Origin of the sequence: Achromobacter insolitus, from assembly GCF_002209555.1 — a bacterium.
Taxonomy (GTDB): domain Bacteria; phylum Pseudomonadota; class Gammaproteobacteria; order Burkholderiales; family Burkholderiaceae_B; genus Achromobacter; species Achromobacter insolitus.
In genome coordinates this window covers 63,197-82,934 of the sequence record NZ_NJIF01000014.1, presented here as the reverse complement: position 1 = coordinate 82,934, position 19,738 = coordinate 63,197, and the positions used below count along the sequence as shown (strand labels likewise).

The window sequence follows — 19,738 nt, the reverse complement described above, 5'->3', positions numbered from 1 at the left end:
CGAGACCAGGAGTGAGCATGAGCACGGAAAAAGTGGCGATCGTCACCGCCGGCGGCAGCGGCATGGGCGCGGCGGCGGCGCGCAAACTGGCGGCTGACGGTTGGCGCGTAGCCATACTGTCTTCCTCCGGCAAGGGCGAAGCCCTGGCCCGGGAACTGGACGGTCTGGGCATCACGGGATCCAACCGGTCGCCCGAGGATCTGGCGCGGCTGGTGGATGCGACCCTTCAGAAATGGGGCAGGATCGACGCCGTGGTCAACAGCGCCGGCCACGGCCCCAAGGGTCCGCTGCTGGAGATCAGCGACGAGGACTGGCACCTGGGCATGGAGTTCTACCTGCTGAACGTGGTGCGCATCGCCCGCCTGGTCGCCCCCGTGATGAAGCGCCAGAAGTCCGGCGCCATCGTCAATATCTCGACCTATGCCACCTTCGAGCCGGAGGCCCTGTTTCCCACGTCGGGCGTGTTCCGCGCCGGACTGGCCGCCTTCACCAAGGTGTTCGCGGACGAATACGCGGAACACAATGTGCGGATGAACAACGTGCTGCCGGGCTTTATCGACAGCCTGCCCGAAAAGGAAGACCGCCGCGTGCGCATCCCAATGGGCCGGTACGGCACTGCGGAAGAGGTCGCGGACCTGATCGCCTTCCTGGCGTCCGACGCCTCTTCCTACATCACGGGCCAGAACATCCGCATCGACGGCGGCATCACGCGTTCGGTCTGAAACTCATGCTTTAGGACTAGTCTCTCGTCCGAATGACGGTATTGAAGCCCGCCCGGGGCTTCAGTACCGTAGGTTTTCGCATTCGACGAGGTGCCGCGCATGTCCGCTACGCCGTCAGCGGCTGCGCCGCAGTCCGCCGAGATCTCCCACGCAAAACCCACCCCGGGCCAAGCTTCGCGCTTCCTGGCGCAGGCCACGTTCGGCCCCACGCCCGCGGACATCGACGCGGTCGTGCGCGACGGCTACGCGGCCTGGCTGGACGCGCAACTGGCGATGCCTGCCTCGCAGACCCATTTCGACTGGCTGCTCCAGCAAGGCAAGAACACCGAAGAATTCAAAGGCAATGGTATCAACGCGCCGCTGGAGTCCACGCTGTGGCGCAAGTTCATCTCGGCGCCGGACCAGGTGCGCACGCGGGTGGCGTTCGCGCTGTCGGAGATCTTCGTGGTGGGCGTGTCGTCCATCACAGCGTCCTGGCCCCTATTCGGCGCGGCGGGCTTCATGGACCTGCTGGCCGAGCATGCCCTGGGCAATTACCAGCAGCTGCTGACGGCCGTCACCCGCAACCTGTCGATGGGATGCATGCTGACCTATCGCGGCAATCGCAAGGAAGATCCCAAGACCGGCCGCCATCCCGACGAGAACTATGCGCGCGAGGTCATGCAATTGTTCAGCATCGGCCTGCTGGAACTGGAACCGGACGGCACCATAAGAATGGTCGATGGCGCACCCGTGGAAACCTATTCCAATGCGGACGTGCAAGGGCTGGCCAAGGTCTTTACCGGTTGGGATATCAACGGTCCGGAAACCGACGTGGAATTCCACCGCCGCCCCATGGCCCTGAACAACGCGTTGCACTCGCTGGCCGAAAAGCGCTTCCTGGGCGCGGTGGTGCCGGCAGGCACCGACGGCCACCTGTCGCTCAAGCGCGCCATGGAGGTGATTTGCGCCCATCCCAACGTAGGGCCATTCATCGGCACGCAACTCATCCAGCGGCTGGTGACCAGCAACCCCAGCCGCGCCTATGTCGCCCGGGTATCCGCGGCCTTCAACGACGACGGCGCCGGCACGCGGGGAAACCTGAAGGCGGTCGTGCGCGCCATTCTGCTGGACCCGGAAGCGCGCAACCCCGACCTGGCGGCCCCCGGCTGGGGCAAAGTGCGCGAACCCATCGTGCGCTTTGCGGCCTGGGCGCGAGCCTTCGGCGCCACCTCCAACACGGGCGCCTGGGCCATGCCGGACACCACCGACAATACGATCCGGCTGGCCCAGAGCCCGATGCGGTCGGCGACCGTCTTCAATTTCTTCCGGCCGCGCTACGTGCCGCCAGTGACCGAGCTGGCGCGCCAGCACCTGGTGGCGCCGGAACTGCAGATCACCGACGAAACCAGCATCGCTGGTTACCTGAATTTCCTGGCCATCTACGTGGACCGGGGCTGGGAAGACTTGCAAACGCCTTATGCCGCCGAGATCGCGCTGGCGCCGGACCCTGCCGCGCTGGTGGCACGGATCGTGCTGCTGCTGGCCGGCGACGCCTATTCCGCCGAGACCGCCGACGCCATCGCCCGCGCCGTGGCCACGATACCTGCGGGCCGCCCGCGAGACCGGGTGCGCGCCGCGATCATGCTGGTGGCCGCCAGCCCCGAATACCTGGTGCAGAAATGACGAACTCCCGCCACGACGCATCCGCCCGCCGCCGCGAATTCCTGCTGCGCGCCTGCGCGCTGGGAGCCACGGGGGCTGGCGCGCCGCTGGCGCTGAACCTGGCCGCCTTGGGCGCGGCGGCGGCGCAGTCCGCCCCGGCCGCTACCTACAAGGCGCTGGTCTGCGTTTTTCTGTATGGCGGCAACGACCCCTATAACTCGCTGGTGCCTTATGACGCGGCCGCATACAAGGCATATGCCCAGGCGCGCAGCGATATCGCCTTGCCGCGCGACGCTCTTCAAGCCACCGCCCTGCGCGGGAAAGCGCCCGCGCCCGGCGGCGCTCAATTCGCGCTTGCGCCCTCGCTGGCGCCGCTCAAGCCCTTGTACGAAAGCGGCGACATGGCGGTGCTGCTGAACATCGGCCCCCTGGTGGCGCCCACGTCCAAACAGGAATACATCGGTGCGCGCGTGCCCTTGCCGCCCAAGCTGTTTTCGCACAACGACCAGCAATCCTATTGGCAGGCGCTGGCGCCGGAGGGGGCCGCATCGGGATGGGCGGGGCGGCTGACGGATCTGTACGCGAATGCCAACGCACAGCGTACCTTTACCGGGATCACCGCCGGCGGCAGCAGCGTGCTGCTGGCGGGACGCAAGGTCGCTGGCTACCGCGTGGGCATCCACGGGTCCACGCAGATAGAACTGCTGACCCGCGACATGTATGGTTCCAGCGCGTGCACGGCCTTGCTGCGCCAACTGATCACGCAACCGCGCGAGCATCTGATGGAACGCGAGATGTCGCGCATCGCCGCCCAGTCCATCGACGCCGACACCCGCCTGCGCGCGGCGCTGGCCGACGTGGCCGTGCCGGGCGACTTCTCTTCGCCCCTAGCCCAGCAGCTGAAGATCGTCGCCCGCATCATCGCAGCCCGGCAAGCGCTGGGCGCCCGCCGCCAGGTGTTCTTCGTGTCGCAGAATGGGTACGACAACCATGCCGGCCTGAACGACACCCATCCCGCGCTGCTGAAGGAATTGGGCCAGGCCTTGGCGACATTCCAGCAGGCGTTGTCGAAGCTGGGCGTGGCGGATCAGGTCACCACGTTTACGGCATCGGAGTTCGGCCGCACCCTGGGCTCCAACGGCAACGGCTCGGACCATGGCTGGGGTTCGCATCATTTCGTGCTGGGCGGCGCCGTCCAGGGCGGACGCTACTACGGCAGCCACCCCGAGATTGCCTTGAACGGTCCGGGCTTCGTGGACAACGGACGCCTCTTGCCCACCCTGGCCGTGGACCAGCTCGGCGCGGCCCTGGGAGGCTGGTTTGGCGCCAGCCGCGATGACCTGGGCGTGGTGTTTCCCAACCTGCGGCGCTTCGACGCGCAAGCGCTGGACCTGCTGCTGCGCGCTTAGAAAGGCGCCGCGCCGCCCCCCACATTTACAGCTGCCGCGCCTGTTCGCGCAGCAGGTATTTCTGGATTTTTCCCGTGGCGGTCTTGGGCAAGGGTCCGAAAACAAACGTGCGCGGGACCTTGAAGCCGGCCAACCGGGCTCGGCAGAAGCCGGTCAGTTCGTCCGCGGTCGCGCCGCAGCCGTCCTTGAACGTGACGAAGGCGCAGGGCGTTTCGCCCCACTTGGCGTCGGGCCGCGCCACCACAGCCGCTTCCAGCACGGCGGGATGCGCATACAACACATCCTCCACCTCGACCGTCGAGATATTCTCACCTCCGGAGATGACGATGTCCTTGGCGCGATCCTTGATCTGGATATAACCGTCGGGGTGCACCACGCCCAGGTCGCCGGTGTGGAACCAGCCGCCAGCGAAGGCGTCGGCCGTGGCCTGCGGGTTCTTCAGGTAGCCCTTCATGAGCGTGTTGCCGCGCATCATGATTTCGCCCACGGTAGCGCCGTCTGGCGGCACCGGCGCCAGAGTGGCGGGATCCAGGACTCGCACTTGTTCCATCGTGTGTTTGCGCACGCCGATGCGCGCCTTCAGCGCTGCCTGCTCCTCCAGCGGCAGATCGTTCCAGGCCTCGTGCCATGCGCAGCTGATCGACGGGCCATAGCTCTCCGTCAGGCCGTATAGATGCGTGACGTCTATGCCCAGCTCATCCATCGCAGCGATGACGGCGGCCGGCGGCGCGGAGCCGCCAGTCAGCACTTGCACAGGTCGCGCAGCACGGCGCTTCACGCCCGGCGGGCTGTTGATGAGCATGCTCAGCACGACCGGCGCGGCACAGAAGTAATCGACTCCATGCGACTGGATGGCGTCGAATATGGCGCCGGCCTCGACCCGCCGCAGGCAGACGTTGGTGCCCGCCAACAGGGCAATGGTCCAGGGGAAACTCCAGCCGTTGCAATGGAACATGGGCAAGGTCCAGAGGTACACGGCATGCTGGCGCATGTCGCAGGCCAGGGCGTTGCCCATGGCATTCAGATAGGCGCCGCGATGGTGGTACAGCACTCCCTTGGGGCGGCCGGTCGTGCCAGAGGTGTAGTTCAGGCAGAGCGACTGCCATTCATCCGCCGGCCAGGCAAAGCCGGACGCTTCATCGCCCATCTCCAGCAATGCCTCGTAGCGCATCTCGCCGATCGGCTCCCCCGGCCCGGCATATTCGGGATCGTCGATGTCCACGACCCGGATCGGCTTGCGTATCCTGGCCAGCGCCTGCGCCATGACGGGCGCGTACTCGCGGTCCGTCAGCAGCACGACTGCCGCGCCATGCTCCAGGATGAAGGCCAGCGTGTCGGCATCCAGCCTGGTGTTCAGGGCATTGAGCACCGCGCCCGCCATGGCGACGCCGAAATGGGCCTCGTACAGCGCCGGGATGTTGGGCGCCATCACGGCCACCGTGTCCCCGGGCCGCACGCCCAGGCGCGCCAGTCCGCTGGCCAGCCGGCGACAGCGGGCATAGGTCTGCCGCCAGGTCTGGCGCAGCGCGCCGTGGACGATGGCGGTGCGTTCTGGATAGACCTTTGCCGCGCGCTCTATGAAGGTCAGCGGCGAAAGCGCCAGGTGGTTGGCGCCATTGCGCTCGATATCCAGGGCATCGGAGTCAGGGGTGTCGGCGGGCATCGGAGTCTCACAGGGGCGGAGCGCTCACCATGCCCTTCAGGCGGCGGCGAGCGGGGACAGGCCGCGCATCGTGGCGCGCAGCAGGGAATCTGACAGGTCCGCGTCCGCATGCATCAGGCGCTGCAGCAGGCGGGCGGGACTGTCGCCAGGCGCTTCCAGATGCCAGCCGTACAGATGCAGGCCGCTCAGCGTGCAGGCATCCTCCAGGCCGTCCAGCGCGGCATGCCCCTGCGTCCGGCGCGAGGAGAGCGGCAAGGCGTTGTCGGTGCAGTCCACCACCAGGATGGACGTAGGCCGGGAGAAATAGTCCGCCACCCGGGCGCGGGCCTCGTCCAGCCGACGCAACGCCGCGGCGTCCAGCAGCTCTCCGGCCAGGCGCGTCTTGAGCAGCACGTTGCGCTCATCGAGTTCGACGATGTGCAGGTCTTTTTCCACCCAGTCCGCATGGACCGGCACCCGCTTGCGGCGAAAGACTTCGGCCGCCGCCAGGCCCGTGCTCAATCCTTCGCCCGCAAGCAACTGTTTGAAGAAGTCCCGCTCGGCCATGGCGCGGTCCAGTTCCTGCAGTTCCAGATCGAGCGCATGGCGTTCGCGCAGGCACTGCGCGCGGCGGGCATGTAGTTGTTCGTCGGCCGGGCTGCGTTGCAGATCCAGCCATGCCGCCAGGCGCACGCCGCTGCGTTGGCCCAGGCGTTCGATGCAGCGGCGCAGCTCCCGCAGGAACAGCGCCGCGCCCGCTTCCTCTTGGGCAAGACCGGGCGCCAACGCCGGGAGCAGCAGCAGGCGCCCTGGCGGTTCGCTGGCATAGCTGGCCAGCGCCATGCCCAGCTCGTTTTCAAGAATGCTGGCGCCCGGCGCCTGGTCCAGCGTCGCGCAAGGCTGGAAGCAGCGCGCGGCTTCGGTGAAAAGCGTGCGGAAAGGCTCGCCCGCCTGCCGGGGCGGCGCATCGCCTTCGAGGGGCAGGCTGCTCACGGGCCGCGGCAAAAGGGGATCGGACCAATCGTAGGGAAGGATGTCTTGCAGGGTGTGCACACCCACTGTGTGCGGCGCCGGCACCAGCACGACCAGCGTGCCGCCTGCGGCCAGCAGCCGCTTGAATTGCTCGCGCCAATGGCGGCTGGTGGCCAGCAGCCATTCGGAAGCGCCTACGCCAAGCACCGGCGGATCGGTGCGTTCGCAGGCGGCGTCCAGCACAGGGAACAAGCCGGCGGGATTCCATATGAGCACGTCCGCCTGATCCAGCGAGGCGGGCTCGTCAAAGGACAGAACGGCGGCCAGGCTGTGGGGCGCAAGCGCCAGCGGAAGGTCGAGCGTTGAAATATTCATATCGCTAATCCGTACTTGACTTTCGAAATCAATATATCATAAAGTCTAGTTAACTAGACAAATATACAAATCGTATATACATATTCCGGAACCCAGCTGTCATGTCCACTCTTACGAACGTACGCAGCGAGCCTCCCGTAGCCAGCGGCCCCGTGGCGCTGGACCGGGACTCCCCTCTGCCGCTCTATGTGCAGATCAAGCGGCGCGTGTTGATGATGATCCTGAACTGGCAGCAGGAAAGCGACCGTTTCCACACCGACCACGAGCTGAGCGAGCAGTTCAACGTCAGCCGCATGACGGTCCGCCAGGCCATCCAGGAGCTGGTCGACGAAGGCTATCTGCGACGGGTCCGCGGCTCTGGCACTTTCGTCTGCGCCCCCAAGATCGACGAGCAGTTCAGCCCGGCCATGGACTTCATCGACCAATGGTCCGCGCATGGCCGCCCGCTGAGCCTGCGCGTGCTGCACTGCGCCCAGGAACCCGCGTCCGTCGCGGTGGCACGCCAGCTGGATCTGGCGCCGGGCACGCCGGTCTGGAGCATCCTGCGCCTGCGCACCGTCCAGCAGGTGCCGATTTCAATCGACTACCGCTATGTGCGCATCGACCGCATTCCCCATATCGACGCCCGCCAGGCCGAGGCCGGTTCGCTGCTGGAACTGATCGGCCGCCAGGTCGAACTGGCCTACGGAAACCTCAAGATCGAAGGCGGGGCGGTGCAGGAAGAACATGCGGACTACCTCAGCCTGCTGCCCGGCGACCCTGTCCTGACGAGGCACCTGGTGTATTTCGACAAGCAGGACCGGCCGGTCATGTCCGGCTTGTCCCATTACCGCGCGGACCAGGTCCGGTACTCGGTGCGCGTGCCGCTGCAGAACGGCGCAGGCAAGACGGACCAGGTGTCGGACTCGCTGGAGTTCCGCAATCCCTCGGGCTCGGCGGAGACCTAGCCGCCTACGTTTTCGCTGTTCGTGGAAGTTGCTGCACCCCCCAAATCCCGCATCAGGCACAGGAGTAGCACCATGACTTGCATAAAGACGTTTCTGGAATTCTCGCGCCGCGCGGCCATGGCATTGCCCGCTGCCGCGCTGATGCTGGGCATGCACGCCGCCAGCGCCCAGGGCACGGTCCGGATAGGGTCCATCCTGTCCGTGACCGGTCCCGCGGCCTTTCTCGGCGAAGACATGAAGGCCGGCATGGAAATGGCCATCGACGACATCAACGCCGCGGGCGGCATCGGCGGCAAGAAGGTCGAATGGGTGTTCTACGACGCCGAAAGCCAGACCGCCAAGGCGATCAACGCCACCAAGCGGTTGCTGTCCCAGGACAAGGTGGACATCATCGTGGGCGGCGGCAACATGAGCGGTATCGCGATGGCCATGGTGCCAATGGTGGACAAGGCCGCCACGCCCTTCATCTCCACCGAAGGCTCGATGCAGATCGTGATGCCGGTGGCGGAACGCAAGTATGTATTCAAGAGCACCGTGGACGACGACCAGGTCATCGACCGGGTGCTGGACTACTTCGACAAAAAAGGCATCAAGCGCGCCGCCCTGCTGGCCGACAACAGCGGCTTCGGCCAGAGCGCGGTCGAGCAGATGAAGCGGCTTGCCGCCAAGCGCGGGATCGAGATCACCTACGAATCCTTCAACCCCGCCGACACCGACCTGACTCCACAGCTCACGCGCATCAAGAACGCCTCGGTGCAGGCCATCATCTGCTGGACGGTCACCCCGGCGGGCGTCGTGTTTATCAAGCAGGCGCAACAACTGGGCCTGGACAAGCTCACGCTGGTCCACAGCTATGGCTTCGTCGACCAGCGCTACATGAAGCTGGCGGGCGACTCGGTCAAGGACCTGCTGCTGGTCAGCGTCAAGTTCCCGGTGGGCCAGGACCTGCCCGATGCCGACCCCATCAAGACCCGCATCCTGGACCTCAGCAAGCGCTTCGAGGCCCGCTACAAGCGCAAGCCCAACCAGTTCGTGGCCCAGACCTACGACGCCATCATGCTGGCTCGCACCGCCCTGGACAAGAGCGGCGGCGACAAGGAAAAGACGCGTGATCAGCTGGCGGCCATTACCGGCTACCAGGGCGTGGGCGGCGTGTTCAATTTCTCGCCGCAACGCCACTCCGGCCTGGACAAGGACGACATCGTCATGCTCGGCTACCGGGACGGGCAATTCCGGCTGGCCGACTACAAGTAAGCCGCCCCTCTCTCTTAGCAATCTCCACTCACCCATTCACGCGCGCCGCGGGCGCCGCAAACCAGGGAGTGCAGTCATGAACGTAGCAAGCGCCGAGCCGCGTACGATCCTGGACGATCCGGAAAGCATCTTTCCGCTGGACCTGGACACCCGGATCCCCAAGATCCGCGACCTCTATCACCTGGCAACGGTCAAGCAGTGGGACCCGCGCACCGACATCGATTGGCATCTGTTCGACGCCTCGCAGTACACGCCCGAACAGCGCTACGCGGCCCGCCAGTACTGGAGCCGCCGGGCCTGGAGCGAATACGGCGCCATCTCGGAAAGCCCGGCCTTGCAGATCCGCTTCTGCCACGACAAATGCGAGCCCGACCTGCGTCTGTTCTTCACCATCCGCTCGCAGGAAGAAAGCCGCCACGCGGAAGCCTGCTACCGCATGGCCGAAGCGCTGGGCGGCTACATGGAGCAACCGGCGCAGGCCGCATACCAGGGTTCCGTGGCCACGCACGGTGTGCGCAAGATGGCGCTGGATCCCGAGGTGTCGGTCGAGGCGATCCTCGCGGCGCTGGTCTGCGCCGCCGAGGAAATCGCGTTCGACGTATTCCGCCATCTGGTGGAGATCACGCGCGATCCCGTCGCCAAGCAGATCTGCGCCCGCATCATGCGCGACGAGGTCCGGCATTGCGCATTCGGCTGGCGCTTCCTCGACCACCGCATCCCGCAAATGTCCCCCGCCGAAGTCAAGGTGGTGGAGAACGCGGTGATCAACATGATGGAGAAAGTCGAGCTCAACGGCTATCACAGCGCCTGGCTGGCGCCCGACAACCCCGCCTCGCGCGCCGAAATGGAGGTGGACCGAATCACCTGGGAAGCCGGTCTGGGCTCCACGGTCGAAGAACTGGAAAAGCCCCTGTTCGTTGAAACGGTGCAGCGCGTGCGACGGCAGATGGAGCCCTGGGGCGTGCGCCTGCCCCTGCTGCACCACCCGAAGATCGGCGAATTCTGAACCCGAGGACCCGTCATGAACGCAGCTACGACCAGGATTCCCGTTGAGCGCCGCTTCCCGCTGACGCTCAAGCAGTCCATCACTTCCATCCGCGAATTGTATGAAGCCGGCAAACAGCAGCGCTGGGCGCCCGAGACGGACATTCCCTGGGCCAGCCTGGATCTCGGCGCGCTGGACGCCCAGGTCCGCGACGCGGCCCGCCTGACCTGGAGCCGGCGCGCGTGGGTGGAGTACGCGGGCCTGAGCGAAACGCCGGCGCTGCTGGTGCGCCTGTGCCTGGAGAGCGGCCGCGAGTCCGACCCCAAGTACTTCCTCACCGTGCGCAACACCGAAGAAGCCTGGCAGATCGAGTGCTTCCATCGCTACGCGACGCTTTTGGGAGGCTACCTTAACCGCCCGCCCAGCCCGCAGCAGGAAGCCATCTTCAACCAGTGCCGGCATCGTCAGGTGCTGGACGCCGCATGCAATGCCGATGCCTTTTTCACCGCGCATGCCGCGGTGGAAGATGGATTGGAGCTGGAACTATTCCGGGCCTATCTGGATAACGCCACGGAACCCGTGGCGCGCCGCATCCTGGAGCAATGCGTGCAGGCCAAGGAGCGCCACGCCACTTTCGGCTGGCTCTATGTCGCGGAACGCGCGACCGCATGGTCCGACGCCGACCGCGCCGCGGTGGCCCAGGCCGTCTCGGGTTACCTAAGCGACGTCGAACTGCGTGGCTACCACTGTCCCTGGCTCGCCGATCCCGACGGCCCCGAAAGCCGGGCCAACGCCCTGACCGCCGCGGCCGGACTGGGCGCCGTGGCGGCGGACAAGGAATACGAGATCCTGTGGCAGTACCTGGAGACGGTGACGCGGCGCCTGGCCGAGTTCGGCGTCGAACTGCCCGGCATCGCGCTTTCGATGCGTCGGCCCAACTGAGCGCGACGGGGCCCCGCCATGGATATGTCCGCGCAAATCGTCCAATTGCTGGTCGCCGGAATCACCACCGGCAGCATCTACGCCATCGTGGCAGTGGGGTTCAACGTCATATTCAAGAGCACCGACGCCATCAATTTCGCACAAGGCGAATGGGTCATGATGGGCGGTATGGTAGCGGCGGCCTGTTACGCGGTCGCCGAGTTGCCGCTGTGGCTGTCCTGCCTGGCGGCCGTGGCCCTGGTTGCCCTGGCAGGCGGGCTATCGGAGCGCCTGGTGATCCATCCGTTGAAGAAGCCCGCGCCGTTGCTGGTGACGCTGCTCAGCATCGGCCTGGCAATTTGCACCAAGAGCCTGGTGATGCTGGGGCTGGGCAAGACGCCCATGGGCTATCCGGCGTTCTCGGGCGATGCGCCGGTACCGCTGGCCGGCGCGCAGATTCCGCCGCAGAGCTTCTGGGTGATGGGGGTGGCGCTTCTCTTCATGCTGGGCACCCACTTCTTCTTCGAACGCACGCTGCTGGGCAAAACGCTGCGGGCCACGGCCATCGACCGTGACGCCGCCGCCCTGGTCGGTATCAATGTCCGGCGGTCGGTGACCGTGGCCTTCGTGCTGGCAGCGCTGGCAGGCGGCATCGCGGGCGTGATCATCGCGCCGCTGACCTTTACGTCCTATGACCACGGCACGATGCTTGGCTTCAAAGGCTTCAGCGCGGCTATGTTGGGCGGACTGGGCAGCTTGCAGGGCGCCTTGCTCGGCGGACTGCTTCTGGGCGTGATCGAAGCGCTGGGAGGCGGCCTGATTTCCTCGCAGTACAAGGATGCGCTGTCCTTCATCGTGCTGCTGCTGGTGCTGTTCTACCGCCCCCAGGGCTTGCTGGGCAAAGCCGAAATCAACAAAGTCTGAAAGGGGCTGACGATGAAATCCGAACTGCATCCGCCCGGCGAAGGCGCGCACCGCGACCTGCGCATCCTGCTGGCGCTATGGGGCCTGTTCCTTCTGTTTCCGCTGGTGGCGCCCAACAGCTATGCCGTGGGCCTCGCGGTGACCTTCTGCATCAACCTGATGCTGATCGCCAGCCTCAACCTGCTGATGGGTTACTGCGGACAGATCTCGATGTGCCAGGCAGGCTTTTTCGGCCTGGGCGCGTATGTCAGCGGCGTGCTGTCCGCCAAGTACGGCCTGACGGCGCTGGCCGGCATCCCGGTGGCGCTGGCGATCGCGAGCATGGCGGCGCTCTTGATCGCCCTGCCCGTCCTGCGCCTGCGCGGGCACTACCTGGCCATGGCGACGCTGGGATTCAACGCCATCCTGTCGGTGCTGTTCGTCGAACTGGTGGACCTGACGGGCGGCCCCAACGGCCTGTCGGGCGTCGAGCCCATCACGGTCGCCGGCTACGCCTTCGATACCGATCGCCGCTTCTTCTATCTGGCCTGGGCAACGGGCCTGCTGCTGATGTGGGGCCTCCTGAACCTGACCCGCTCGCGCATCGGCCGCGCCATGATCAGCGTGGCCGGCAGCGAGGTCGGCGCGGCCAGCCTGGGCATCAATACCTATGCGCTGAAGGTAATGGTCTTCGTGCTCTGCGCCGCGGTCGCGGCCCTGGCGGGCACCTTCTACGTGCACTTCAATCAGTTCGCGTCCCCCGAGACCTTCAGCTTCTCGGCGTCGGTGCTGCTGCTGGTCATGGTCGCGGTCGGCGGCTGGGGCAAGTATTGGGGGCCCTTGTTCGGCGCGCTGGTCTACACCGCCGCGCCGGAATTCCTGCGCGCATTCCACGACGTCGAATTGCTGCTGTTCGGCCTGGGCATGATCCTGGTCCTGATGTTCTTCCCGGGCGGGCTGGCGGGGCTGGCGCAGCGGCTATGCCGGCGTTCCTCCGCCCTGCCCGCGTCCCCGGTAGCCGCCGCGAAAGGAAAGGTGCGCCATGGATGATCGCGATTTCCTCTCGGTACGGGACCTGGGCATCAACTTCGGCGGGCTGGCCGCGCTTGCCGACCTGTCGTTCGACCTGAGGCAAGGCCAGATCAAGGGTTTGATCGGGCCCAACGGCGCGGGCAAGAGCACCTTGTTCAACATCGTCGCGGGCTTGCTGCAGCCGGGGCGCGGCGACGTGAGCTTCCGCGGCCGCTCGGTACAGGGCCTGCCGCCCCACCAGCGCGTCAGGCTGGGCATCGCCCGCACGTTCCAGAACCTGCAGATCTTCAAGGATCTGACGGTACTGGAGAACGTCATGGTGGGCTGCCATGCGCGCTTTGGCTCCGGCATGTGGGCCTGCATGCTGCGCACGCCCAGGCAACGCCGCGACGAACGCCAGATGCGTGATATCGCGATGCAGCGGCTGGAGCAGCTGCATCTGGCCCGCCACGCCGATGTGCTGGCTGCCGACCTGAGCTTCGGCCAGGCCAAGATCCTGGAAATAGCGCGCGCCCTGGCGGCCGACCCCAGCCTGTTGCTGCTGGATGAGCCCGTCGCAGGCGTGCCGCACGCCGAGGTGGCGCAAGTCGCGCAAGTCATACGCGAGGTCAATGCCAGCGGAGTCAGCGTGCTGCTGGTCGAGCACAACATGAGCTTCGTCATGCAATTGTGCGATGACATCCTGGTGCTGAATTACGGCCGCAAGATCGCCGAAGGCCAGGCCGATGCGGTGCGCGTCGATCCCCTGGTCCTGAAAGCCTATCTCGGGGAGGACATGCCCGATGCTTGAGATCACCAACCTGTGCGCCTCTTACGGCGCCGGCGATGTGCTGCGCGACACCAGCCTGGAGATTCCGGCCGGGCAGATAGGCTGCCTGCTCGGCGCGAACGGCGCCGGCAAGACCACGGTCATGCGCAGCCTGAGCGGCCTTTTGCGGCCGCTGCGCGGAAGCGTCCGCTTCGAAGGGGAAGCGATAGAAGCGCTGTCCGCGGATCGCATCGTCGATCGCGGCATCGTCCTGGTGCCCGAAGGCAGGCGCGTCTTCGCCCCGCTGTCGGTCAGCGAAAACCTGGAGATGGGCGGCTACAAGCTGCTCAAGCAGCGTCGCCAGACGGAGTTCCGCCGCAACCTCGACTTCGTGCTGGACCTGTTCCCGCGGCTGTCCGAGCGCGCGCGCCAAGCTGCGGGAACGCTGTCTGGCGGCGAACAGCAGATGGTCGCGATAGGCCGCGCGCTGATGAGCAGCCCGCGCCTGCTGATGCTGGATGAGCCCTCCATGGGCCTCGCGCCCCTGGTCGTGAAGGACATCTTCCTGTCGCTGCGGCGGCTCAAGCAGGAAGGACTGACGCTGTTCATCGCCGAACAGAACGCCAGGCTCACCTTGAGCGCCGCGGACTACGGCTACGTGCTGCAGGAAGGCCGGGTGGCGTATTCGGGCAGCGCCCAGGCGCTGCGCGACGATACACGGGTACAGGCGGCCTATCTGGGCGCCTGACAGGAGACAGGTGAAGCGATGACGTTTTCTTCCCAGGAGCAGGCGATCGATCCGGAGCAGGAAGCGCAGTACAACCTGCGCGCCAGGCATCCCGAACGCGAGGAGATCTACTTTACCTATGCGCGCCGCAGCGCGCGCACCCGTGGCCGCCACGAAGCGCGCCTGGACCTGCGCTTCGGCGACCGGCCCTCGAGCGTGCTGGACCTGTTCGTTCCCGACCAGGTCCCGGCGCCGCCGCTGCTGGTCTTCATCCACGGCGGCTACTGGCGGGCCCTGGACAAACACGGCTTCTCGTTCATCGCCGACGAGTACCTGGCGCGGGGCGTCGCCGTGGCGCTGCCCAACTACACGCTGGCGCCTCATGCGCGCGTGTCCGAGATCGTCGATGAAGCCTGTACGGCCGTGTCCTGGCTGACCACCCAGGGCGAACGCCATGGCTACGATGCCGGCCGCATCGTGCTGTCCGGCCACTCGGCGGGCGGACATATGGCCGCCCGGGCGTTGTGTCGCGATCTGGTGCCCGCCCTGGCCGGCAGGATACGGGGCTATGTCGGCCTGAGCGGCCTGTTCGATCTCGAACCCTTGCTGCGCACGTCCATCAACCGCGATCTCAACATGAGCGCGGCCGAAGCGCGCAGCCTGGGACTGTATGAGCGCGCCGCGCTCTATGAGGTCCCCCTGGTGTTCGCGGCGGGAGCCCTGGAAACCGAGGGTTTTCGCGGACAGAGCCGGGACTTCTCGCAGCATTGCGCCAGCCATGGCTATGAGGTCGAAAACCTCGTGGTGCCGCAACGCAACCATTTCGATCTGCTGACCGATTTCGCCAGCAGCGGCTATCCGCTGTTCAACAAGACGCTCGATCTGCTGCTGCCAGGCGCGGGCCGGGCGTGATCTTCCACGAGGAGTCCCCATGGCAGGCCATCCACTCAATCCCGCCAGCGTCTGCGCCCCCTTGGGCCCCTACAGCCAGGGCGTGCTGACAGAAGGCGCCGGGCGCTGGCTGCACATCGCCGGCCAGGTCGGAGTATCGTCCGAGGGTGAGCTCGCGCAAGGCTTCGAGGCCCAGGCCCACGCCGCCTGGCGCAACATCCAGGCCATGCTGGAGGCCGCGGGCATGAACGCGGGCGACCTGGTCAAGGTGGTGACGTATGTCACGGACGAAAGCCAGTTGCCATTGCTCGGCCCCGTCAGGATGGCCTATCTGGGCGAGGCGCGCCCCGCCGCGACGTTGGTCGTGGTCCGCGCCCTGGCGCGGCCGCAGTGGCTGATCGAAGTGGAAGCGTCGGCGTACAAGCCCGCATGACCCCCGGGGCGGCATCGCCCGAAGGAGAGTGAGCATGTTCGAGGACCTACGCAACAAGCGGGCCCTGGTGACCGGCGCCTTCGGCGGCCTGGGCGCGGAGTTCGCTCGCACCCTGGCCAATGCGGGCGCGCACGTCGCCCTGGCCGGACGCAGGCTGCAGGCGGGCGAACAACTGGCCGCGCAGCTGGCCGCGCCGGACCGGCGGGCATGCGCCATCGCGCTGGACGTGACCCAGCCCGACAGCGTGGCCGGCCTGTTCGACGCGGCGTCCGAACGCCTGGGTGGCGCCATCGACATCCTGGTCAACAACGCCGGCATCACGACCGCCCGACCTGCGCTGGAACATACCGAATCCGACTGGATGGACGTGATCGACGTCAATCTGAACGGGACCTGGCGCGTAGCGCAGGCCGCGGGCCGCCACATGCAGGCGCAGGGCGGCGGCAGCATCATCAACATCGCCTCCATACTGGGCTTGCGCGTAGCGCAACAAGTGCCCGCGTACGCGGCTTCCAAGGCCGCGCTGATCCAGCTGACACAGGCGCTGGCCCTGGAATGGGCGCGCCACGGCATCCGCGTCAATGCCCTGGCTCCCGGCTACATCGAAACGGATCTCAACCGCGAATTCTTCGCCAGCGACGCGGGACAGGCGCTGATCCGGCGCGTGCCGCAGCGCCGGCTGGGGCAGGCACGCGAACTCTCCGCCCCCTTGCTGCTGCTGGCTTCCGACGCCTCTTCCTTCATGACCGGGTCGGTCCTGGTCGTGGATGGCGGACACCTCATTTCCACGCTCTGACTCCGGGATCATTATGGACTTCAGCCTCACGCCAGAAATCGAAAGCTACCGACTACGCATCAAGGCATTTGTCGAGACGCATATCCTGCCCGTGGAGGCGGACCCGTCCTCCTACGACGAACACGAGAACATCCGCGAGGAAGTCCTGCAGCCCTTGCGCCGCCGCGCCCGCGAAGCCGGGCTGTGGGCCCTGCAGATGCCGCGCGAACGCGGCGGCCAGGGCCTGTCGCGCGTCGGCATGGCGGCCTGCTACGAGGAAATGAACGTGTCCATCTTCGGACCCGTGGTGTTCAACAGCGCGGCCCCCGACGACGGCAACATGATGGTGCTGGAGAAGGTCGCCACCGAGGCGCAGAAAGCGCGCTGGCTGCAACCCATCGTGGACGGCAAGGTGCGCTCATCCTTCGCCATGACCGAGCCGCATCCGGGCAGCGGTTCGGACCCCTCCATGATGCGCACCACCGCCACCCTGAAAGACGGCACGTGGCGCGTGCACGGCAAGAAGTGGTTCATTACCGGCGCGGGCGTGGCACAGCATTTCATCCTGATGGCCAAGACGTCGGACGATCCGCGCAAGGGCCTTACCGCCTTCCTGTTCGACGCGGACCAGCCCGGCTGGCGCATTGAGCGCCGCATCCCCATCATGGGTCCGGAAGAACATGGCGGCCACTGCGAACTGGTGTTCGACGGACTGGAGATCCCCGACGAGAACCGCCTGCTCGGGGTGGGCGATGGCCTGAAGGTGACCCAGATCCGGCTGGGACCCGCGCGGCTGACCCACTGCATGCGCTGGCTGGGGCTGGCCCGGCGCTCCCTGGCGATCGCGCGCGACTACGTGGCAACCCGGCAGAGCTTCGGCACCGCCCTGGCCGAGCGCGAAGGCGTGCAATGGATGCTGGGCGAATGCGCCATGGCGATCGAGATCGGCCGCCTGCTGACTATGCGCGCCGCCGTCAGCCTGGACCAGGGCAGCTTCGCGCGCAAGGAGGTGTCCATGGCGAAGATCGTCGTCTCGGAGACGCTGCACAAGGCGGTCGACACCGCCATCCAGTTGACCGGCGCGCGCGGCTACTCCCGCGATACGGCCCTGGCATGGATCTACCGTTACGCGCGCCAGGCCCGGCTGGTCGATGGCGCGTCCGAAGTCCACAAGATGGTGCTGGCGCGATTCCTGATGGACGAAGGCGATGACTTCTGGCGTTGGCAAGCGCAGAAGCAAGCCGGGGCGCAATCGTGACGGGCGCGGCGCAAGGCCTTGCCGGCCAGGACGCGCTGGCCGCCTATCTGGTGCGCGCGGGATACGCGGGGCAGGCTGACGAGGTGGCAGTGCGGCGCCTGGCGGGCGGCCAGTCGAATCCGACCTACGTGGTAACCACGAGCCGCGGCCAGTATGTGCTGCGCAAGCAACCCGCAGGCAAGCTGCTGCCCTCGGCCCACGCCATCGACCGGGAGTTCCAGGTCATGCGGGCACTGGAGCGCAGCGAGGTGCCCGTGCCGCGCATGCTGGACTACTGCGCGGACGACAGCCTGCTCGGAACGCCTTTCTACCTGATGGACTATGTGCAGGGGCGCACCTTCGTCGACCCTGCCCTGCCGGGCCTGGATCGGGCCGAACGCGGCGCGATCTACGCGGAGACCAGCCGCGTGCTCGCGGCCCTGCATGAACTGGACTACACCGCCCTGGGCCTGGAAAGCTATGGCCGCCCCGGCAATTATTACGCCCGACAGATCTCGCGCTGGACGCGCCAGTACCGGGAAAGCCGGCCGGCGGCAGACCTGCCCGCCATGGAGTCGCTGATCGACTGGCTGCCGCGCAATATCCCCGCCAGCGACGAAACCCGGCTGGTGCACGGAGACTTCCGCCTGGACAACCTGATCTTCCACCCCGTCGAACCCCGGGCCCTGGCCCTGCTGGACTGGGAGCTTTCCACCCTGGGGCACCCGCTGGCGGACCTGGCCTACTACTGCATGTGCTGGCGGGTATCGCCACAGCTGTGGCGCGGCGTGGCCGGATGCGATCTTGCCACCCTGGGCATCCCCACGGAGGACGAAGCCGTGGCGGCGTATTGCCGCGCGCGCGGGCTTTCCGGCGTGTCCGACTGGGGCTTCTACCTGGCCTACAGCTTCTTTCGCATGGCGGCCATCCTGCAAGGCGTTGCCGCTCGCGCCTCGGGCGGCAACGCCGCTGCCGACGACGCCCAGGCCATGGGCGCCAAGGTGGAGCCGCTGGCCGAGCTGGGTTGGGAATGCGCGCGCAACGACGCGCCTTGATTCCTGACCGGCCGGGCGCCGACGGCGGGCTGGCGCCCGGAGCCCAACCGCTCTATAACCTGAGAATCAGGCCGGCATGCCCGCCGGACGCCCTCGCCTCCTTCCCCGTCCATGACCTTGTCCTGCTCCCTGGCGCTGCAGCCCGCCACCGAAGACGACCTGCCCTTCCTGCTCACCCTGCGCAAATCCACCATGCAGGAACACCTGCGGCGCGCCGGCGCGCCGCTGGATGACGACCACCACCTGGCCCGCATCCGCTACCGTTTCGATGACGCCAGGATCGTCTGGCTGGACGGCCGCCCCGCCGGCCTGTTCAAGCATGGCCGTGACGCGGCCGCCTGGCGCATCATCCAGATCCAGATCGACCCGGCGTTCCAAGGCCGCGGGCTGGGCCGCCGCTTGCTGCAACGCGTGCTGGACGAGGCCGACGCCGAAGGCGTCCCCGTTACCCTGAGCGTGCTGAAGGGCAACCCCGCCCGGCGCCTGTACGAAGCGCTGGGCTTCATCCCCATGGAGGAAACCGAACTGGAATTCGAAATGCGTCGCGAACCCGGCGCTGTCCGGCCGGCCGGCTGACCCTTTGCAACTTCTTTCAGCCCGGCTGGAATAAAGCCGGGACCGGCAGCGTCTGTAGAGGGCAGTCTCCCACTTTCCCTATCTACGTACGAGGCAAACCATGCGCAAACACATCGCCGCAGCCCTGGCCATTTCCGCCGCCGCCCTGTTTTCGGCTGGCGCCCATGCCCAGGCCGTCAAGACCCAGGACGGCATGCTGGTCAATAGCGCCGGCATGACGCTTTACACCTTCGACAAGGATGCCGGCGGCAAGAGCGCCTGCAATGACCAGTGCGCCAAGATCTGGCCGCCGGTCATGGCCAGCGCCGACGCCAAACCCATGGGCGACCTGACCGTCATCACCCGCGACGACGGCAGCAAGCAATGGGCCAGCAAGGGCAAGCCGCTGTACACCTACGCCAAGGACGCCAAGGCCGGCGACAAGACCGGCGACAACTTCAAGGAAGTCTGGCACATCGCCAAGCCCTGACGCGGTGGTTCCCATCAAACG

The 19,738-nt window shown here is 66.6% G+C and carries 20 protein-coding genes; 18 read left to right on the top strand and 2 right to left on the bottom strand.

Annotated elements, in window-relative coordinates; all coding sequences use genetic code 11:
- Nucleotides 1–17 precede the first annotated feature (17 nt).
- The 3 genes from CEY08_RS28055 to CEY08_RS28045 all read left to right on the top strand — a co-directional run bounded on the left by CEY08_RS28055 (nt 18) and on the right by CEY08_RS28045 (nt 3,775).
- Complete coding sequence (locus CEY08_RS28055; RefSeq protein WP_042794846.1) at nt 18–722, top strand: SDR family oxidoreductase; 705 nt, start codon at nt 18–20, stop codon at nt 720–722.
- Nucleotides 723–821: 99 nt separating this feature from the next.
- Nucleotides 822–2,387 carry a DUF1800 domain-containing protein gene (locus CEY08_RS28050; RefSeq protein WP_076815156.1) on the top strand — a complete coding sequence of 522 codons (1,566 nt, stop codon included), beginning with the start codon at nt 822–824 and terminating at the stop codon, nt 2,385–2,387.
- Nucleotides 2,384–3,775 carry a DUF1501 domain-containing protein gene (locus CEY08_RS28045; RefSeq protein ID WP_076815158.1) on the top strand — a complete coding sequence of 464 codons (1,392 nt, stop codon included), beginning with the start codon at nt 2,384–2,386 and terminating at the stop codon, nt 3,773–3,775. Before CEY08_RS28050 ends, CEY08_RS28045 begins: the two co-directional genes overlap by 4 nt.
- Nucleotides 3,776–3,800: 25 nt before the next feature.
- Here CEY08_RS28045 and CEY08_RS28040 read toward each other — a convergent pair whose 3' ends face one another.
- On the bottom strand, nt 3,801–5,438 hold the full coding sequence (locus CEY08_RS28040; protein WP_076815159.1) for an acyl-CoA synthetase: 1,638 nt from the start codon (nt 5,436–5,438) through the stop codon (nt 3,801–3,803).
- Between the two features lie 36 nt (nt 5,439–5,474).
- The gene (locus tag CEY08_RS28035) at nt 5,475–6,764 is read right to left on the bottom strand and encodes a hypothetical protein (protein WP_076815161.1); all 1,290 of its coding nucleotides are present in this window, start codon (nt 6,762–6,764) and stop codon (nt 5,475–5,477) included.
- A 101-nt stretch (nt 6,765–6,865) separates the two neighbouring features.
- On the opposite strand from CEY08_RS28035, the gene CEY08_RS28030 reads away from it, so the two are divergent.
- From CEY08_RS28030 to CEY08_RS27960, 15 genes are all read left to right on the top strand, one after another.
- Entirely contained in the window at nt 6,866–7,711 is an 846-nt protein-coding gene (locus CEY08_RS28030; protein WP_063643438.1) for a GntR family transcriptional regulator, read from the top strand.
- Nucleotides 7,712–7,783: 72 nt separating this feature from the next.
- Nucleotides 7,784–8,965 carry an ABC transporter substrate-binding protein gene (locus tag CEY08_RS28025; RefSeq protein WP_063643439.1) on the top strand — a complete coding sequence of 394 codons (1,182 nt, stop codon included), beginning with the start codon at nt 7,784–7,786 and terminating at the stop codon, nt 8,963–8,965.
- A 76-nt stretch (nt 8,966–9,041) separates the two neighbouring features.
- A complete protein-coding gene (locus tag CEY08_RS28020) occupies nt 9,042–9,971 on the top strand; it encodes a ferritin-like domain-containing protein (protein ID WP_042794849.1) in 930 nt (309 codons plus the stop codon).
- Between the two features lie 15 nt (nt 9,972–9,986).
- Nucleotides 9,987–10,892, top strand: coding sequence for a hypothetical protein (locus CEY08_RS28015; RefSeq protein ID WP_042794850.1), 906 nt, complete (start codon nt 9,987–9,989; stop codon nt 10,890–10,892).
- A gap of 18 nt (nt 10,893–10,910) precedes the next feature.
- On the top strand, nt 10,911–11,795 hold the full coding sequence (locus tag CEY08_RS28010; RefSeq protein WP_042794851.1) for a branched-chain amino acid ABC transporter permease: 885 nt from the start codon (nt 10,911–10,913) through the stop codon (nt 11,793–11,795).
- A gap of 12 nt (nt 11,796–11,807) precedes the next feature.
- Nucleotides 11,808–12,824, top strand: coding sequence for a branched-chain amino acid ABC transporter permease (locus CEY08_RS28005; protein ID WP_063962200.1), 1,017 nt, complete (start codon nt 11,808–11,810; stop codon nt 12,822–12,824).
- Nucleotides 12,817–13,596, top strand: a complete 780-nt coding sequence (locus CEY08_RS28000) for an ABC transporter ATP-binding protein (protein ID WP_063643442.1) — start codon at nt 12,817–12,819, stop codon at nt 13,594–13,596. Before CEY08_RS28005 ends, CEY08_RS28000 begins: the two co-directional genes overlap by 8 nt.
- Nucleotides 13,589–14,302 (top strand): ABC transporter ATP-binding protein, encoded by a 714-nt coding sequence (locus CEY08_RS27995; protein WP_042794853.1) that lies wholly within the window; start codon nt 13,589–13,591, stop codon nt 14,300–14,302. Before CEY08_RS28000 ends, CEY08_RS27995 begins: the two co-directional genes overlap by 8 nt.
- Nucleotides 14,303–14,320: 18 nt before the next feature.
- Entirely contained in the window at nt 14,321–15,193 is an 873-nt protein-coding gene (locus CEY08_RS27990) for an alpha/beta hydrolase (RefSeq protein WP_076815162.1), read from the top strand.
- 19 nt (nt 15,194–15,212) lie between these two features.
- Nucleotides 15,213–15,605, top strand: a complete 393-nt coding sequence (locus CEY08_RS27985; protein WP_042794854.1) for a RidA family protein — start codon at nt 15,213–15,215, stop codon at nt 15,603–15,605.
- 34 nt (nt 15,606–15,639) lie between these two features.
- The gene (locus CEY08_RS27980; protein ID WP_063643444.1) at nt 15,640–16,401 is read left to right on the top strand and encodes an SDR family NAD(P)-dependent oxidoreductase; all 762 of its coding nucleotides are present in this window, start codon (nt 15,640–15,642) and stop codon (nt 16,399–16,401) included.
- A gap of 13 nt (nt 16,402–16,414) precedes the next feature.
- On the top strand, nt 16,415–17,638 hold the full coding sequence (locus tag CEY08_RS27975; protein ID WP_063643445.1) for an acyl-CoA dehydrogenase family protein: 1,224 nt from the start codon (nt 16,415–16,417) through the stop codon (nt 17,636–17,638).
- Nucleotides 17,635–18,672 carry a phosphotransferase gene (locus tag CEY08_RS27970; RefSeq protein ID WP_076815164.1) on the top strand — a complete coding sequence of 346 codons (1,038 nt, stop codon included), beginning with the start codon at nt 17,635–17,637 and terminating at the stop codon, nt 18,670–18,672. Before CEY08_RS27975 ends, CEY08_RS27970 begins: the two co-directional genes overlap by 4 nt.
- Nucleotides 18,673–18,783: 111 nt before the next feature.
- On the top strand, nt 18,784–19,248 hold the full coding sequence (locus CEY08_RS27965) for a GNAT family N-acetyltransferase (protein WP_042794856.1): 465 nt from the start codon (nt 18,784–18,786) through the stop codon (nt 19,246–19,248).
- 100 nt (nt 19,249–19,348) lie between these two features.
- Complete coding sequence (locus CEY08_RS27960; protein WP_076815166.1) at nt 19,349–19,717, top strand: COG4315 family predicted lipoprotein; 369 nt, start codon at nt 19,349–19,351, stop codon at nt 19,715–19,717.
- Nucleotides 19,718–19,738: the final 21 nt, after the last annotated feature.

Bases quoted from the DNA above. Each gene is read 5' to 3' on its own strand.
- CEY08_RS28000 (WP_063643442.1), top strand. From the start codon at position 12,817: ATGGATGATCGCGATTTCCTCTCGGTACGGGACCTGGGCATCAACTTC.
- CEY08_RS27990 (WP_076815162.1), top strand. From the start codon at position 14,321: ATGACGTTTTCTTCCCAGGAGCAGGCGATCGATCCGGAGCAGGAAGCG.
- CEY08_RS28015 (WP_042794850.1), top strand. From the start codon at position 9,987: ATGAACGCAGCTACGACCAGGATTCCCGTTGAGCGCCGCTTCCCGCTG.
- CEY08_RS28005 (WP_063962200.1), top strand. From the start codon at position 11,808: ATGAAATCCGAACTGCATCCGCCCGGCGAAGGCGCGCACCGCGACCTG.
- CEY08_RS28025 (WP_063643439.1), top strand. From the start codon at position 7,784: ATGACTTGCATAAAGACGTTTCTGGAATTCTCGCGCCGCGCGGCCATG.
- CEY08_RS28045 (WP_076815158.1), top strand. From the start codon at position 2,384: ATGACGAACTCCCGCCACGACGCATCCGCCCGCCGCCGCGAATTCCTG.
- CEY08_RS28050 (WP_076815156.1), top strand. From the start codon at position 822: ATGTCCGCTACGCCGTCAGCGGCTGCGCCGCAGTCCGCCGAGATCTCC.
- CEY08_RS28035 (WP_076815161.1), bottom strand. From the start codon at position 6,764: ATGAATATTTCAACGCTCGACCTTCCGCTGGCGCTTGCGCCCCACAGC.
- CEY08_RS27960 (WP_076815166.1), top strand. From the start codon at position 19,349: ATGCGCAAACACATCGCCGCAGCCCTGGCCATTTCCGCCGCCGCCCTG.
- CEY08_RS28030 (WP_063643438.1), top strand. From the start codon at position 6,866: ATGTCCACTCTTACGAACGTACGCAGCGAGCCTCCCGTAGCCAGCGGC.
- CEY08_RS27975 (WP_063643445.1), top strand. From the start codon at position 16,415: ATGGACTTCAGCCTCACGCCAGAAATCGAAAGCTACCGACTACGCATC.
- CEY08_RS28040 (WP_076815159.1), bottom strand. From the start codon at position 5,438: ATGCCCGCCGACACCCCTGACTCCGATGCCCTGGATATCGAGCGCAAT.
- CEY08_RS27985 (WP_042794854.1), top strand. From the start codon at position 15,213: ATGGCAGGCCATCCACTCAATCCCGCCAGCGTCTGCGCCCCCTTGGGC.
- CEY08_RS28010 (WP_042794851.1), top strand. From the start codon at position 10,911: ATGGATATGTCCGCGCAAATCGTCCAATTGCTGGTCGCCGGAATCACC.
- CEY08_RS28020 (WP_042794849.1), top strand. From the start codon at position 9,042: ATGAACGTAGCAAGCGCCGAGCCGCGTACGATCCTGGACGATCCGGAA.
- CEY08_RS27995 (WP_042794853.1), top strand. From the start codon at position 13,589: ATGCTTGAGATCACCAACCTGTGCGCCTCTTACGGCGCCGGCGATGTG.
- CEY08_RS27980 (WP_063643444.1), top strand. From the start codon at position 15,640: ATGTTCGAGGACCTACGCAACAAGCGGGCCCTGGTGACCGGCGCCTTC.
- CEY08_RS27965 (WP_042794856.1), top strand. From the start codon at position 18,784: ATGACCTTGTCCTGCTCCCTGGCGCTGCAGCCCGCCACCGAAGACGAC.
- CEY08_RS28055 (WP_042794846.1), top strand. From the start codon at position 18: ATGAGCACGGAAAAAGTGGCGATCGTCACCGCCGGCGGCAGCGGCATG.